This is a genomic window from Candidatus Pelagibacter sp., from assembly GCF_052049995.1.
Lineage (GTDB): Bacteria > Pseudomonadota > Alphaproteobacteria > Pelagibacterales > Pelagibacteraceae > Pelagibacter.
In genome coordinates this window covers 66,748-82,866 of sequence record NZ_JBNGYX010000004.1, presented here as the reverse complement: position 1 = coordinate 82,866, position 16,119 = coordinate 66,748, and the positions used below count along the sequence as shown (strand labels likewise).

Genomic DNA, 16,119 nt, shown 5'->3' with positions numbered 1-16,119 from the left:
AATTATTATGAAGCCAGGCGAAGTAATTACAAAAAAAGAGGAAATTAACCTAAATAAAGACTCCAAAATTACTAAAATTAAAATTTCTAATTCTGGAGATAGACCTGTGCAAGTTGGAAGCCACTATCATTTTTTTGAAACAAATGAGTATTTAGTTTTTGATCGAAAATTAGCATATGGAAAGAGATTAAATATCCCCTCAGGAACCGCTGTAAGATTTGAGCCAGGTCAATCTAAAGATGTTGAGCTTATAGAAATAAATGGATTAAAAAAAATATACGGGTTCAATAAGAAAGTTATGGGGAAATTATAATGGCTAAAATTTCTAGAGCAGCTTATGCAGACATGTACGGGCCAACCATAGGAGATAAAGTAAGGCTCGCAGATACTGAATTATTTGTTGAAGTTGAAAACGATCTAACCACTTATGGTGAAGAGGTAAAGTTTGGTGGTGGAAAAGTAATAAGAGATGGGATGGGCCAATCTCAAATTAGCAGAGAAAAAGGAGCTGTTGATACAGTTATTACCAATGCTTTAATAGTTGATGTAAATGGAATTTATAAAGCTGATGTTGGCTTAAAAGATGGAAAAATATTTGATATTGGTAAAGCTGGAAATCCAGACACTCAATCTAAAGTAAATATAATTATTGGTCCAGGAACGGAGATAATTGCAGGTGAAGGAAAAATTTTAACAGCAGGGGGTTTTGACAGTCATATTCATTATATATGCCCCCAACAAATTGATGATGCTTTACATTCAGGTATTACGACTATGTTAGGAGGAGGAACTGGACCAGCTCACGGTACACTTGCTACAACTTGTACACCTGGACCATGGCACATACAAAGAATGATTCAATCTGCTGATGGTTTTTCTATGAATTTAGCCTTTGCTGGTAAAGGAAATTCTTCATTGCCAGAAGGTCTTGAGGAACAAATCTTGGCTGGAGCCTCAGCTTTAAAATTACACGAGGATTGGGGAACCACTCCTGGAGCAATTGACAATTGTTTAAATATTGCTGACAAAAATGATGTACAAGTAATGATTCATACTGACACTTTAAATGAAAGTGGGTTTGTAGAAAATACAATAAAAGCAATAAACAAAAGAACTATACATGCTTTTCATACAGAGGGTGCTGGTGGCGGACACGCGCCAGATATAATCAAAGTTTGTGGAGAAGAGTATGTAATTCCTTCTTCAACAAATCCAACCAGACCATATACAGTCAATACGATAGAGGAGCATTTAGATATGTTGATGGTATGTCACCATCTCGATAAATCTATTCCAGAGGATGTAGCATTTGCCGAAAGTAGAATAAGAAGAGAAACAATAGCAGCAGAAGATATTCTTCATGATATAGGAGCCTTTTCAATTATTGCATCAGATAGTCAGGCAATGGGAAGAGTCGGAGAAGTTATAATTAGAACTTGGCAAACTGCACATAAAATGAAAGTTCAAAGAGGAAGTTTACCTGAGGAAAAAGGGGACAATGATAATTTTAGAGTTAAGAGATATTTAGCAAAATACACAATCAATCCAGCAATAGCTCATGGGATTTCAAAACATATTGGTAGTATTGAAAAAAATAAACGTGCAGATTTAGTTTTATGGGATCCAGCATTTTTTGGTGCAAAGCCAGAAATGATATTAATAGGCGGAAGTATAGCTTGTGCCCAAATGGGAGATCCAAATGCTTCAATTCCAACTCCACAGCCGGTATACACTAGACCAATGTTTTCATCATTTGGAACTTCTTTAGAAAAATCTTCAGTAATTTTCACGAGTAAATTGGCTCTTGAAAAGAATTCATTAAAAGATGCAAGCATAAGAAAAGATTTACTGCCTGTAGAAAACACAAGAGCTATCTCAAAAAAAGATATGATTTTAAATAATAAATGTCCAAAGATTGAGGTTAATCCCGAGACTTATGAAGTAAAAGCTGATGGAGAAATAATTACTTGTGAACCAGCTAAAGAACTTCCTTTAGCACAAAGATATTTTATGTTTTAGCTTATGGATAATTGTTTCTTAATAGTAAATAAAATAGCAAAAAATAAAACAAAAGATCACATATCTTTGTCTTATGATGAGCGATTTTTAAGAAGAAAAAAACTTGTTTCAGATAACGGTTTTGAATTTTTAGTCAATTTACCAGAGACAAAATCACTTTCAGAAAATCAAGCGTTTAGGCTTCAAAGTGGAAACTTGATTTTAATAAAAAACAAAAAAGAAAGTTTACTTGAAATAAAAGGTAAAAATTTAATGCAACTTATATGGCATATTGGAAATAGACATATGCCTTGCCAAATTGAAAAAGATAGAATTTTTATTCAGTATGATGAAGTAATAAAAAAAATGATATTAAAATTAGGAGGAAAGGTTAAGAAAGTTTCAAGGCCTTTTAAACCAGAGGGAGGAGCATATGGAATTGGTAGAACCCATAGTCATAGACACTAAAATAAAAGGTAAAAAAGATTTAAAAGAATCTTTACAAATTCTTCAAACTTGGTTTTCACCATCATTTCCTGTTGGAAGTTTTTCATATTCTCATGGTTTAGAGGCAATGATTAATGATAATTTTATTAAGTCAAAAGAAGAGATTCTAGATTATTTAAATTGTATCTTAAAATATGGAACAGGTAAAAATGATACAATTTTAATGAAGCATACCTATCAGGGAGAAGAGTTAAATGAACTGGCCTTATCTCTTTGTCCATCCAAAGAAAGAAAAATAGAGTCTATTGAAATGGGTAATGCTTTTAGAAAAGTGTTAGCTGATAGTTGGGATTTTAAAATTCTTGAAAATACTGCTTATCCAATTGCGGTTGCTAAAGCAGCTAAACATTTTGATATACCACTTAACTTAACAATAGTATCTTATCTACAATCCTTTGTATCAAATCTAATAAATGTTTGCATTAAACATATACCAATTGGGCAAAAAATTGGACAGGACTGTATAATTAAAACTTACGAATTAATAAGAGAAATAGAAAAAGAAAATCAAAATTTAAATTTAGAAGACTTAGGTGGAATTTGTTTTAATAGTGATATCTATAGTATTAAGCATGAAAATTTGAAAACACGAATTTATAAAACATGAAAAATATAAATGGACCATTAAAAGTTGGAATAGGTGGACCTGTTGGTGCAGGAAAAACTAGTTTGACTGCTGAACTGTGTAAATTTTTATCAAAAAAAATTTCTATGGCTGTAATATCAAACGATATTTATACAAAAGAAGATGCAGAATTTTTAATGAAAGTCCAAGCTTTACCTTTAGAGAGAATTAAAGGAGTTGAAACAGGAGGGTGTCCACATACTGCAATACGTGAAGATGCTTCAATCAACATGCTTGCTGTTGAAAATATGAAAAAAAAATTTCCTGATCTTGATTTGATTTTAATCGAGTCTGGTGGAGATAATTTAGCAGCAACTTTTAGTCCAGAACTAGTCGATCTATCTATTTATGTTATTGACGTTGGTATGGGTGGAGATATTCCTAGAAAAGGTGGTCCTGCTATCCAAAAGTCAGACTTGTTAATTATCAATAAGACAGATTTAGCTCCTCATGTAGAAGTTAATCTCGAAACTATGAAACAAGACGTAAAAAAGGCCCGAAATGGCTTACCTTATGTTTTTTGCCAGATGAAAAAGCAAATTGGTGTTGAAGATGTTGCTAAATTCTTATTTTCATCAGGTGGACTATAGAGTTTTTTATTATGCTCTAATCGTTGGTAAACAATAAAAATCAGCCGTATCAATTTTAGAAGAATACTGTCTTCGCATATTCCACTTTTTATGAACCCCAGCGCTTGCAACACTCAAGGTAGATCTACCGTATCGATGATTAGTATTGTCAATTGATCGCATTAAGCTATTTATTTTTTCATCTTTTTCAGAAGTAAATAAATTTGTTTTATCGCTAGCATTAGAAAGTCCTGTTAGCATCACACCTGCTTTTTGATAACGGTAACCATTTTTAAAAATACTTTCAAGTATTGAAACTGCTGTCTTAACTGTTTCAATACTATTGTTTGTTGCAATTGGAAAATCAACAGTCTTCGCATTTGAATAATAACCAAAGTTTCTTTGGAAAGGACTAGTTCTAACAAATACAGTAATTGCTTTTGCAACTAAAGACTCTGATCTAATCTTTTCAGAAGCATTCAAGCAATAATTTGCAACTGCTTCTTTTAACTCTTGAAACGTTTCAATTCTTTTTCCAAATGATCTTGAAACTACACAGCTCTTTCTTTTGGTGGTAGTTGTCTCTAAACCTATACAAGAAACTCCTCTAAGCTCCATTGCAGTTCTTGAGCTTAGAACGTTTGAACTTTTCTTAATCCATGTGTTAGATTTATTTTTAAGTTGTTTAGCATTGTAAATCCCATGTTTTTGATAAAACTTTGTTAGTTGCCTTCCAACACCCCAAACATCATTGATTTCAACTTTTTCTAAAATTGGATCTAGATTTTCTATTCCAATTAAACTTGTCACTCCTGATTGTTTTTTCTTTGCAATATGGTTTGCAACTTTACTTAAAGTTTTTGTATTTGCTATTCCAATACTGGTTGGGATACCAGTCCATTGTAAAACTGTTTCTCTAATTTCTTTTCCAACTTTCTCTACTTCAGTATCAGGAAAGTTTGATAAATCTAAGAACGCTTCGTCAATTGAATAAACTTCTATTTCTGAATTAAATCTTTTAAGAGTTCGCATCACTCTTCTGGATAAATCTCCATATAAAGAATAATTAGATGAAAATACCTCAACTTTATTTTTAAGAATAATATCTTTTGCTTTAAAGTAAGGTTCTCCCATTTTAATTCCTAAAGCTTTTGCTTCATTCGATCTTGAAATGATACAGCCATCATTATTAGATAAAACGACAACAGGCTTTCTTCTTATCTTTGGATTAAATAATCGCTCACAGGAAACATAAAAAGAATTACAATCAATTAATGCTATTTTTTTAGTACGTTGAATGGATGACATAAGTAACAACCCCCCAAATAAAAATATCTTGTTCTTCGTTAATTAAAATTCTGTCAGAAAACTCTTTAGATCCAGAAGTTAAAAATTTTTTATCTCGTTCTTGAACTAAAGTTTTAACCACAAGTTCGTCATGAACATTCGCAATTACTGTTGAAAAGTTTTTTGGTTTTAAACTTTTATCAACCACCAATAAGTCACCATCATTAATCCCAACATCAACCATTGATTTACCTTGAACTCTAATGATGAAAGTTGCAGGAACATTTCTTATTAAATGCATGTTCAGATCAATATCTTCCTCGATATAATCAGTAGCAGGGGAGGGAAAACCAGCGCCTGCTTTATGTAGATAATAAGGGATTGTTAGTTTCATGTTCTTGTTTTGTTCTACTTTATAGACCATTTATACAATACACTCAAGAGGTTGTATTTTGAGTCCGTAATTGAATCAAAAGTGAATCAAAACGTGAACATCGAAAACAACATTTGGTGGACATGTGGATAACTTTTACAATAAGTAGTCTTAAAGTGATTGAAAAAAGAAAATTATGATTTGTATTAAAGCCAATATTCCAGAAGAGTTAAACGAAATAGATGATGAATTAAAAGCAGTTTACCATAGCAAAGACACTGTTTGTTTTTTCATATTAAAAACAAGAGAATTAAGAAATAAGTTTATAGAAGAAACCAATGGAATGAACAAAAGTGAAAGAGAAAAAGTTTATGAGGTATATAATAAATAAATCATGAATATTTTAGATTTTGTGATGGTTGGTTCTGATGATCATGAAAAATCAGGTGATTTTTATGATGCTGTATTTGAACCTTTGAAATTAAAAAGAGTTTTGAAAACACAAAAATATCTTGGTTACGCTCATTCAAGTGATCCAGAGAAAGTCCAATTTTATGTAACACATCCAGTAAATGGAAAAGATGCAACGTTTGGCAATGGAACCCAAATAACTTTATTAGCAGATAACAAAGAAGCTGTTGAAAAATTTTATGAAATTGCAATTTCCAAAGGAGCAACAGATGAGGGAGCTCCAGGAGTTAGAAAAGATGGAAATTATTATGGATATATTCGTGATTTAGATGGAAATAAGATTGCAGCTAAAAGTATTTTAAAATAAAAAAGGAGATATATGAAATTAAATTGTCATTGTGGAGCCGTTGAAGCTGAAATTAATGCTACAATTAATGAATTAGCAAAAATTGTAAGATGTAATTGTTCAATATGTAAAAGAAAAAGTGCAACAATGGGAATGGTTAAAAACGAGGATTTTAAAATTACTAAAGGAGAAGATAAATTAAAACTTTATCAGTACCATACTAAAGTTGCTAACCATTACTTTTGTACTGAATGTGGAATTTATACTCATCACAATCCAAGAAGTGCACCTGCTATGACTGGTTTTAATATGGGATGTGTAGATGAAGTTAAAGTAGAAGATTTAAAAGAAGTAGCAAACTTCGATGGTTTAAACCATCCGATGGATCAAGAAAAATAAAAGTCTAATGAAATTATCTGAAGAGTGTTTTAAGAAAGTTAAAAAAGATTGTTTTAAATTTATTAAATCACAAGAAACTTCAACTGAAAAGTTTGGTAACAAACAGGGGATGATCAAAAATTATTTAATCCCAATATGTTTTTGGATTGCAAAAAAAGAAGATAACAAAAAACCTTACTTTGTTGGATTAGCTGGAGGTCAAGGAACAGGCAAAACAACAATAAGTTCAATACTAAAGATAATATTAGAAAAGTATTTTAAATTAAAAGTATTTAAGATTTCTATTGATGATTTTTATAAAACTAGAAAAGAAAGAATAGCTTTATCAAAAAAAGTACACCCAATGTTACTTACTAGAGGCGTTCCTGGAACTCATGATATTAATATGATGTTAGATTTCTTTAAGAAATCTAAAGCAAAAAAATTTAAAAGCATGAAATTACCAAATTTTAATAAGGCAATTGATGACAGATTTCCTAAAAACAAATGGAACACAATTAATAAAAGACCAGATGTAATTATTTTTGAAGGATGGTGTGTTGGGGCAAGAGCAGAAACTAACAAGACATTGAAAAAATCAATAAACTCTATGGAAAAGGCGAATGATCATAAACTGGTTTGGAGAAAATATGTTAACCAGCAATTAAAAACTAGATATAAAAAGCTGTATTCTCAGTTAAATTGTATGATTTACTTAAAAGCAAAAAACTTTAGTTTACTTCAAAAGTGGAGATTAAAGCAGGAACATAAGCTATGGTTAAAAACAAAGAAAAAAGGTGGTCATAAAATAATGAGTAAAGGGGATGTGATTAATTTTATGCAAACTTACCAAAGAATTACTCAAAACATGTTCAAAAATATGCCTAAATATGCATCTATAATTTTAAATTTAAATAGTAACCATCAAATTAAAACTGCTGTATATAAATCGAAATGAAAAAAATATTTATCATAGTTATTGCATCGATATTTTATTTTAGTAACGCATTTGCGGTTACCCTTCTTGATGCATTAAATCAAACATATAAAAATAATATTCAATTAAATGCTGAAAGAGAAAATATTAAAGCATCAGAACAAGACGTAAATATTGCTAAAGCTGACTATAAACCTTCGTTAACTTTGAGTGGATCTCAAAGCTTTGAAAATACTAGTAAACTTACTAACCAAAGTGGAGGTAATGCAACAATAAATGATGTGGATCCATTTACTACCTCTATAAAGTTAGAACAAACTCTTCTAGATTATGGAAGAGATTTAACACTTCAAAAAAATATTACAGCCCTAGACCTCGCAAAAGCACAATTAGTCAAAAAAGAACAAGATATTTTACACAAAGCTATCGATGCTTTTACAAATTTAATTTTAGCTAGAGAAACTTTAGATATTAATGCAAAAAATTTAAATCTTTTAATTAGACAAGTTGAAAATGATAAAATTAGAAGAGATCGAGGTCAAATCACAAATACTGACCTGGCTCAATCCGAATCTTCACTTGCAGGAGCACAAGCTCAATATGCTAAAGCTAAAAGTGACATATTAATCAGTAAACTAAATTATGAGAATATAATTGGTAAAATTAGTGATCCAAATCAATTACAAAAAAATTCAAATGCGATAGTTAGTATTCCAAATACTTTAAATGAGGCAATAAATATTTCAAAACAAAATAACCCTGACATCAAAATAGCAAAATTTGATTTAGCTAAAGCTGAAAAAGAATTAGCAATTTCAGAGTCAGACTTGAAACCGACAGCTACCTTATCTTTGGAAAGATCTTACACAGATGATCTTAGTTCTACTTATGCTGAAAGAGAAAAAGATGTATTAAAAGCAACAGTGAATTGGCCTTTTTATTCAGGTGGAAAAAAGAGATCAACTATTAATAAAAATTCAAATTTAACTAATAGAAAAAGATTGTTATTAGATGGCGTAGTTAGAACCAATGAAACAAATGTAGCAAGTGCTTGGTCTAGCCTAGAGTCTTTAGAAAGTTTTCTGAACTCAGTAAAAGTTCAAGTAAGTGCAGCTCAAATAGCTAATGAAGGAATAGCTGCAGAATACGAAAGAGGGTCGAGAACAACTTTAGATGTTATCCAATCAAATGCTTTACTACTTTCTGCTCAAATTTCTTTAGCAAATTCCGAGAAAAATTATCTTATGGCCCAATACAATCTTCTTAAGGTAGTAGGTTTGTTAAACAGCCAATATCTAAAACTTAAGTAATTATTTGATTTTTTTAGGCCAAAAAATAAATATATTGCTAATGAGAACAAAATGTGTACATTTATTTCATGATTCGAGTGTTAAAAAATTTAAAAAAAGAGGCAAAAAATGACGAAAAATAACCTAAAAGTAGTTAAATCTACTAAAGATCAAGAAATGGATGTTAAAGAAAAGAACAAAGCGTTAGACGCTGCGATAGCTCAAATTACAGATAATTTTGGAAAAGGCTCTGTAATGAAGCTAGGAGAAAAAAGAGCTATGGATATTGAATCTGTTTCAACAGGTTCTTTAAGTCTTGATTTAGCTTTAGGTATAGGTGGATTACCAAAAGGAAGAATTATTGAAGTTTACGGACCAGAGTCATCTGGAAAAACAACATTAGCATTACAAGTTGTTGCCGAAGCTCAAAAATCTGGAGGCATTTGTGCGTTTGTTGATGCAGAGCATGCATTAGATCCAGTTTATGCAAAAAAATTAGGTGTAAATACAGAAGAACTTTTAATTTCACAGCCAGATACTGGTGAACAAGCATTAGAAATCGCTGATACACTAGTAAAATCAGGCTCTATTTCAGTAATCGTTATCGACTCTGTTGCAGCTTTAACTCCAAAAGCTGAAATCGAAGGTGAGATGGGAGATCATCACGTTGGTCTTCAATCAAGATTAATGAGTCAGGCATTAAGAAAATTAACTGGTTCAATTTCAAACACAAACACAATGATGATTTTCATCAACCAAATCAGAATGAAAATTGGAGTTATGTTTGGAAGTCCAGAAACAACATCGGGTGGTAATGCACTTAAGTTTTACTCATCTGTAAGAATGGATATTAGAAGAATTGGTGCCATCAAAGATAAAGATGAAATTATTGGTAACTCTACAAGAGTGAAAGTAGTTAAGAATAAAGTTGCCCCACCATTTAAAGTTGTTGAGTTTGACTTGATGTATGGAAGAGGAATTAGCAAGATGGGTGAATTAGTCGATCTTGGTTCTAAAGCAGATATAATTGAAAAATCAGGTGCATGGTATGCTTATAAAGGTGAGAAGATTGGTCAAGGTAGAGAGAATGCTAAGACTTATCTAGCTCAAAATCCTAAAGTTGCTGCAGAAATTGAAATGGCAATTAGAGAAAAAGCAGGTGTGATTTCTAAGAAAATAGAAGGAAATCCAATCGATCCTGAAAAATTGGAAAAAGAAAAGAAAGTAGCTGAAAAAGAAGAAGCTGACAAAGCAGAAGCTACTCCTCCATCTAAAAAGAATTAATAGGTCATCTTTATTAATAAAAGGCGCTTAATTTAAGCGCCTTTTTTCCTAACCATGTTTTACTGTTTTTAGAATGTAGGTTTGGCAATGGATAATTGCATTTATAGTTTTTGACACCAAAACACGTACATTCCTCCAAAAGATCGAGGATTATTTTCTTCGAATTGATGCCATAGTGCTAAATCATAAATATCTAATTCTTTTCCATGAAAATTTCTAAAATTTGAGATGATCTCTTTATTTTCAAATCCGCAGAATTTTAGACCCAACTTGTTGAGACATTTTTTTATCTGAGGGATCGTAAAACAATGCTCTTGTACGTGAAATATTAAGTCTCTAAACGTACTTAGACTAAAAAAATCACTCGATTTAGTTAATAGCTGATGATGCTCGTTATGTGAATTTATTAGTAATTGCCTGAATTTTTTAATGTCAGTATCAGAAGTACCTACTTTCTGTGAAGTGATTTCCTTTCGAACTTCTGTAATCTGTAGTCGAGCCAACTCACTATATAAACCTATTCTCATTAAACCGTTGGGCTTTAGGAGATCTGTGAGAACTCTCCACCCAACCATGGGTTCATCCATATGATGAAGAACACCGACACTTTCAATGATGTCAAATTTTTTCTTCAGCTGATTTAAATTCAAAATGTCTGCTTGTAAATACTCTATATTATTAATTCCAAGCTCACTCGTCTTTCTCTTAGCATATGCAAGACTTGCAAGACTTAGATCTACCGCAGTGACTTGGCAGTCAGAAAAAGTAGAGGCTGTTTCAATAGAGTGCTGCCCTGTGCCACAACCAGCAACAAGTATATTTGGAGCTACCTCGTTTTGAATACTTTTAGAATTAAGATGAAGATTTTTTGCAGAACAAATCTCAGAGATTAATCTCGCTTTTAAAGGTAATCCTATTTTAACCCATCTTGGATAAGGGTTTTCTTCATACTGTTCCCTTACTTTGCTAGACACAGAGTCTGATATTTCACTTAAAATAGGAATTGCTTTGATTGTCTCTCTCTCGGTAGAAGGCTCTTCAATTAATCGAGATTTTACCTCCTCTAAATTATCTAGAGCTTTTAACTTTTGGAACCAATTATATTGATTTAACGGACGATAAGATGCTAAGCACAAAATCTTTTTGGCTTCTGGTTGCTCTGATCTTGAAATGGTTTCTGTAATCTCAGTTTCTAAATTCTTAACTAATTTAGTCTCTTTATCTTTTTCAATGTAAATATATTCATTAGTAAAACAGTGAAGGGAAAGACTAGATAAAAAATGGATGAACTCAGGACTGGCCTCAAAATTATCTAGATTCGTAATAAATAAACTACGCATACTTAGAAAGAATTTTTCAAACCGAAGATCGGGAAGTCTGCATACACGCATAATTTGATGAAGAAGCGTAAGTTTATCTAGTCTACTAATTATGGAATTAGCCTCTTTAAGGTTTGTAGCGAAATTTTCCTCAAGCAATAAATCTTTAATTATAGGATCATGTTTTAAAAGACTTAAAATACTTGGAGCCAAATCTGAGGGACGTATATAATTCCCGTTATTTAATAGATAGATTAAAGGTGGGTAGAATTTAATGTTTGATGAAGTGAACCTTACGTTTTTGATAACAAAGGCTAAATTTGCATAGGCATCAGTGAAATCAGGTTTTAAATTTACTGCTTGAGCAAAAGCAGAGCATGCTTCTTCTAATCTTCCTAGTTCTTGCATTATAAAACCTAAGTTACTGTATGCTTCAGCTAAGTCAGGTTTTAATTTTATTGCTTGTTTATAGCTAGCTTCAGCTTCATCTAATCTTCCCAGTTCTTTCATTATGATACCCAAGTTGTTATGTGCTTTGGCATCCTGTGGATCTAATTGTACAGTTTTTTGACTGATTATTAATGACTCATTTATCCTACCTGTTTGTTTGAGCACAGCTGCAAGTACTTTCCAGGCAAAAATATGTTTAGGAAACTCTTGAGTAATAGATAAAGATAGTTTTTCAGCATCATCATATTGCCCAGTTTGATAGTATTTTAATAGATTATTTAATTGTTGCTGAGATGGTTCTAATAGATTATCAGAGATTTTTTTCACAAAGTAGACGCTAACAAATCTCTAATAAGGTGTCTAGGCGATGAAATTATTAACTTGATTTATGTTTTTCTCTTACTGTTATCTAGACATAGAATAAAAAAACTGTATTTTAAAAATATGGCAGACAAAACACTCAACGAGATAAGAAATACTTTCCTAAAGTATTTTGAAAAAAACGAACATAAGATTGTGGAATCTAGTAATTTGGTCCCTAATAATGATCCTACATTGATGTTTGCTAATTCTGGAATGGTTCAGTTTAAAAATGTATTTACTGGATTAGAAAAACGAGATTACGTAAGAGCTACAACGTCACAAAAATGTGTAAGGGCAGGTGGTAAGCATAATGATTTAGAAAATGTAGGTTACACACCTCGTCATCATACATTCTTTGAAATGTTAGGGAATTTTTCATTTGGAGACTATTTTAAAGAGCAAGCTATTCATTACGCATGGAATTTAATAACTAAAGATTTTGGAATAGATAAAAACAGACTTTATGTAACTGTGTTTCATGAAGACGATGAGGCCTTTAATTTTTGGAAGAAAATAGCGGGTTTTAGCGATGATAGAATTATAAGGATAGCAACTTCTGATAATTTTTGGTCAATGGGAGAGACAGGTCCATGCGGCCCTTGCTCAGAAATCTTTTTTGACCACGGAGATCATTTACCAGGAGGTTTGCCTGGATCTAAAGATGAGGATGGAGATAGATTTATAGAAATTTGGAACTTGGTCTTTATGCAGTTTGAACAAGTTACCAAAGATAAAAGAATTAATCTTCCAAAACCGTCAGTTGATACTGGAATGGGATTAGAGAGAATTGCAGCTTTATTGCAAGGTTCACATGATAACTATGAAACAGATCATTTTAAAAAAATAATTGGATCTGCATCTGAAATTACAAAAGTTAAATCAGATAAATCTAATCTAGCTAGTTTTAGAGTAATAGCTGATCACTTAAGAGCAAGTTCATTTTTAATTGCTGAAGGAGTTTTACCTTCAAATGAAGGAAGAGGGTATGTTCTCAGAAGAATTATGAGAAGGGGAATGAGACATTCTCATTTACTTGGATCTAAGGAACCAGTTTTTTATAATTTATTCGATACTCTTAAAAATGAAATGTCTGGAAATTATCCAGAATTAGTTAGAGCAGAGTCTTTAATAAAAGAAACTTTAAAAATGGAAGAGGAAAAATTTTTAGTTCTTTTAGATCGAGGAATAAAAATTTTAAATGATGAAATATCTAAAATAGATAAAGTGTTACCAGGAGAGGTAGCTTTTAAATTATATGACACTTATGGTTTCCCGTTAGATCTTACCGAAGATATTTTAAGAAACAAATCAATGTCAATTGATACAGAAAAGTTTAATTCTTTGATGAAGGAAAGCAGAGAACTTGCTAAGAAAAATTGGAAAGGTTCTGGAGATGCAGCGGTTGAAGATATCTGGTTTGGCATAAAAGATAAAATTGAGCCAACTGAATTTTTAGGATACGAAACAAATCAAGCAGAAGGTGTCGTGTTATCTCTTTTAAAAGACAACAAAGAGGTAGATCAGTTAAAAGAAAATGATGAAGGAATGATTATAGTAAATCAAACTCCTTTCTATGGCGAATCTGGAGGACAAGTAGGTGATACTGGTGAAATAGTATCGAATGATTTTAAATTTGAAGTCACCGATGTTCAAAAAAAACTTGGAGATTTATTTGTCCATTATGGAAAGGTAAAGAGTGGATCTATAAAATTACAGGAAAGTGTGGAATTAAAAATTGATGTTGAAAGAAGAGATAATACGCGCGCTTATCATTCAGCAACCCATTTATTGCACGAGTCTTTACGAAGGGTACTTGGTACCCATGTAACTCAAAAGGGATCTTTGGTAGAGCCAAGTAGATTAAGATTTGATTTCAGTCACATGAAGCCAATTTTGAATGAGGAAATAGATAAAATAGAAGAGTTTGTAAATACAATGGTCTCTAAAAAATCTGATGTAAAAACTAGATTAATGACACCCGATGAGGCAGTTGAAAATGGTGCTTTAGCATTATTTGGGGAAAAATACGGAGATGAAGTAAGGGTTCTTTCAATGGGAGACGAGAATGGAAAGTATTTTTCAACTGAATTATGTGGTGGAACACATGTAAAAAACACTGGTGATATTGGTAAATTTAAGATTGTCAGCCAGTCTTCAATTGCTGCGGGGGTTAGAAGAATTGAGGCTTTGAGAGATAAGCAATTAGAGGAATATTTAAAAAATAAAGAAAAATTATCAAACCTATCTGCAGAAAAAGATGAGGAAACTATTAAAGATTTAAGTCAACAAATTATAAAACTTGGCGGAAAGCCAAGTTTAGAAGAAGCTGATCAAAAGACTTTAATTAAAAATTTAACTAAACAATTAGAGGCAATCTCAGTAAATACAATTTTAGAGGATAAATCTAAAAATATTATTAAAGACGAGGAAATTAATGGAATTAAGTTAAGACTTCAAAAAATAGATGGATTGCCTCCAAAAGAATTAAGAAAACTTGTAGATAAAGGTAAAAAAGATTTAGGCGAAGGTGTTGTGGTTGTATTTGCAAATAAAGATGACAAGGTTGGATTAGCTGTTGGAGTAACAGATAAATTAACAAGCAAATTTGATGCAGTTCAATTTGTTAAAGTTGGATCTGAAATAATTGGTGGTAAAGGCGGTGGTGGAAGAAAAGACTTTGCCCAAGCTGGTGGACAAGACCAGTCGAAAATTGAAGAAGCTTTTGAAAAGCTTAAGAGTTTAATTTAATTTCTTTTTTAAATTACCGTCAATTTCATCTAAAAACTGATTGGTAGTTAAATACTTGCTATCAGGACCAATAAGAATTGCCAAATCTTTTGTCATAGATCCACTTTCCACACATTCAATACAAACTTTTTCTAAAGTTTGAGCAAATTTAATTAGTGCTTCATTATTATCTAACTTACCTCTGTGAGCTAATCCTCTAGTCCACGCAAAAATTGATGCAATAGGATTGGTTGAAGTTTCTTTTCCTTGTTGATGCATTCTATAGTGTCTAGTTACTGTTCCGTGTGCAGCCTCTGCCTCCATTATTTTTCCATCTGGTGTTAACAATGTGCTTGTCATTAATCCTAAAGACCCATAACCTTGAGCCATAGTATCTGACTGAACATCACCATCGTAATTTTTACAAGCCCAAATATATTTACCACTCCACTTCATTGCACATGCAACCATATCATCAATTAATCTATGTTCGTAAGTCAAATTATTTTTTTCAAATTCACTTTTGTATTCTTTGTCAAAAATTTCTTGGAAAATATCTTTAAACCTTCCATCGTACTGCTTTAAAATCGTATTTTTTGTAGACATATAAACAGGCCATTTTTTTATTAACCCATAGCTAAAACAAGATCTTGCAAAGTCTTCAATAGACTTATCTAAGTTGTACATTGATAAAGCTACACCAGGACCTGTGAAATTAAATACTTCATATTTAATTTCATCTTTTCCATCTTCAGATGTCCACTTCACTTCCATTTTTCCTTTTCCAGGTACTTTAAAATCTGTTGCTCTATATTGATCACCAAAAGCATGTCTTCCAATAATTACTGGATCAGTCCAAGAGGGAACAAGTTTTGGAATATTTTTACAAATAATTGGTTCTCTGAAAACTGTTCCTCCAATTATATTTCTTATGGTTCCGTTTGGAGATCTCCACATTTTTTTTAAATCAAATTCCTCTACTCTCGCTTCATCAGGGGTAATAGTTGCACACTTAATTCCAACACCAATTTTTTTAATAGCATTAGCAGAATCGACTGTAATCTGATCATCGGTATTATCTCTGCTTTTCATGCCTAAATCGTAGTATTCAATGCCAAGATCTAAATATGGAAGGATTAACTTGTTTTTGATGAACTCCCATATAATTCGTGTCATTTCATCGCCATCCAGCTCTACTACCGGGTTATTTACCTTGATTTTGCTCATTAAATAAAAATTATCTTAATAATTGAATT

Annotated in this window: 16 protein-coding genes; 12 read left to right on the top strand and 4 right to left on the bottom strand. The window is 31.7% G+C overall.

Annotated elements, in window-relative coordinates:
* Positions 1-7: 7 nt before the first annotated feature.
* The 5 genes from ACTT9Y_RS04675 to ureG are packed head-to-tail and all read left to right on the top strand — an operon-like array spanning position 8 to position 3,720.
* A complete protein-coding gene (locus ACTT9Y_RS04675) occupies positions 8-313 on the top strand; it encodes an urease subunit beta (RefSeq protein WP_440933239.1) in 306 nt (101 codons plus the stop codon).
* Positions 310-2,019 carry an urease subunit alpha gene (gene ureC / locus ACTT9Y_RS04670; protein ID WP_440933266.1) on the top strand — a complete coding sequence of 570 codons (1,710 nt, stop codon included), beginning with the start codon at positions 310-312 and terminating at the stop codon, positions 2,017-2,019. Before ACTT9Y_RS04675 ends, ureC begins: the two co-directional genes overlap by 4 nt.
* A 3-nt stretch (positions 2,020-2,022) precedes the next feature.
* The gene (locus ACTT9Y_RS04665) at positions 2,023-2,466 is read left to right on the top strand and encodes an urease accessory protein UreE (protein ID WP_440933238.1); all 444 of its coding nucleotides are present in this window, start codon (positions 2,023-2,025) and stop codon (positions 2,464-2,466) included.
* Complete coding sequence (locus ACTT9Y_RS04660; protein ID WP_440933237.1) at positions 2,432-3,112, top strand: urease accessory protein UreF; 681 nt, start codon at positions 2,432-2,434, stop codon at positions 3,110-3,112. Before ACTT9Y_RS04665 ends, ACTT9Y_RS04660 begins: the two co-directional genes overlap by 35 nt.
* Positions 3,109-3,720, top strand: a complete 612-nt coding sequence (gene ureG / locus ACTT9Y_RS04655; protein ID WP_440933236.1) for an urease accessory protein UreG — start codon at positions 3,109-3,111, stop codon at positions 3,718-3,720. The genes ACTT9Y_RS04660 and ureG overlap by 4 nt, the downstream gene beginning before the upstream one ends.
* A gap of 9 nt (positions 3,721-3,729) precedes the next feature.
* On the opposite strand, the gene ACTT9Y_RS04650 is transcribed toward ureG, so the two are convergent.
* Both ACTT9Y_RS04650 and ACTT9Y_RS04645 read right to left on the bottom strand, forming a co-directional pair.
* Positions 3,730-5,007 carry a Y-family DNA polymerase gene (locus ACTT9Y_RS04650; protein ID WP_440933235.1) on the bottom strand — a complete coding sequence of 426 codons (1,278 nt, stop codon included), beginning with the start codon at positions 5,005-5,007 and terminating at the stop codon, positions 3,730-3,732.
* The gene (locus tag ACTT9Y_RS04645) at positions 4,985-5,380 is read right to left on the bottom strand and encodes a LexA family protein (protein WP_034390305.1); all 396 of its coding nucleotides are present in this window, start codon (positions 5,378-5,380) and stop codon (positions 4,985-4,987) included. The genes ACTT9Y_RS04650 and ACTT9Y_RS04645 overlap by 23 nt, the downstream gene beginning before the upstream one ends.
* 175 nt (positions 5,381-5,555) lie before the next feature.
* On the opposite strand from ACTT9Y_RS04645, the gene ACTT9Y_RS04640 reads away from it, so the two are divergent.
* The 6 genes from ACTT9Y_RS04640 to recA all read left to right on the top strand — a co-directional run bounded on the left by ACTT9Y_RS04640 (position 5,556) and on the right by recA (position 10,004).
* The gene (locus ACTT9Y_RS04640; RefSeq protein ID WP_440933234.1) at positions 5,556-5,750 is read left to right on the top strand and encodes a hypothetical protein; all 195 of its coding nucleotides are present in this window, start codon (positions 5,556-5,558) and stop codon (positions 5,748-5,750) included.
* A gap of 3 nt (positions 5,751-5,753) precedes the next feature.
* Positions 5,754-6,137 (top strand): VOC family protein, encoded by a 384-nt coding sequence (locus ACTT9Y_RS04635; RefSeq protein WP_440933233.1) that lies wholly within the window; start codon positions 5,754-5,756, stop codon positions 6,135-6,137.
* A 12-nt stretch (positions 6,138-6,149) separates the two neighbouring features.
* The gene (locus ACTT9Y_RS04630; protein ID WP_440933232.1) at positions 6,150-6,515 is read left to right on the top strand and encodes a GFA family protein; all 366 of its coding nucleotides are present in this window, start codon (positions 6,150-6,152) and stop codon (positions 6,513-6,515) included.
* Positions 6,516-6,522: 7 nt separating this feature from the next.
* A complete protein-coding gene (locus tag ACTT9Y_RS04625) occupies positions 6,523-7,452 on the top strand; it encodes a uridine kinase (protein WP_440933231.1) in 930 nt (309 codons plus the stop codon).
* A complete protein-coding gene (locus ACTT9Y_RS04620; protein ID WP_440933230.1) occupies positions 7,449-8,741 on the top strand; it encodes a TolC family outer membrane protein in 1,293 nt (430 codons plus the stop codon). The genes ACTT9Y_RS04625 and ACTT9Y_RS04620 overlap by 4 nt, the downstream gene beginning before the upstream one ends.
* A gap of 108 nt (positions 8,742-8,849) precedes the next feature.
* Entirely contained in the window at positions 8,850-10,004 is a 1,155-nt protein-coding gene (gene recA, locus ACTT9Y_RS04615) for a recombinase RecA (protein ID WP_440933229.1), read from the top strand.
* A gap of 101 nt (positions 10,005-10,105) precedes the next feature.
* Here the strand turns inward: recA and ACTT9Y_RS04610 are convergent, their stop codons facing one another.
* Positions 10,106-12,100: a tetratricopeptide repeat protein gene (locus ACTT9Y_RS04610; protein WP_440933228.1), complete on the bottom strand. Its 1,995-nt coding sequence runs from the start codon at positions 12,098-12,100 to the stop codon at positions 10,106-10,108.
* A 117-nt stretch (positions 12,101-12,217) separates the two neighbouring features.
* On the opposite strand from ACTT9Y_RS04610, the gene alaS reads away from it, so the two are divergent.
* Positions 12,218-14,884 carry an alanine--tRNA ligase gene (gene alaS / locus ACTT9Y_RS04605; RefSeq protein ID WP_440933227.1) on the top strand — a complete coding sequence of 889 codons (2,667 nt, stop codon included), beginning with the start codon at positions 12,218-12,220 and terminating at the stop codon, positions 14,882-14,884.
* Here alaS and ACTT9Y_RS04600 read toward each other — a convergent pair.
* Positions 14,876-16,090: an NADP-dependent isocitrate dehydrogenase gene (locus ACTT9Y_RS04600; RefSeq protein WP_440933226.1), complete on the bottom strand. Its 1,215-nt coding sequence runs from the start codon at positions 16,088-16,090 to the stop codon at positions 14,876-14,878. The two genes, alaS and ACTT9Y_RS04600, sit on opposite strands and share 9 nt — an antisense overlap.
* Positions 16,091-16,119: the final 29 nt, after the last annotated feature.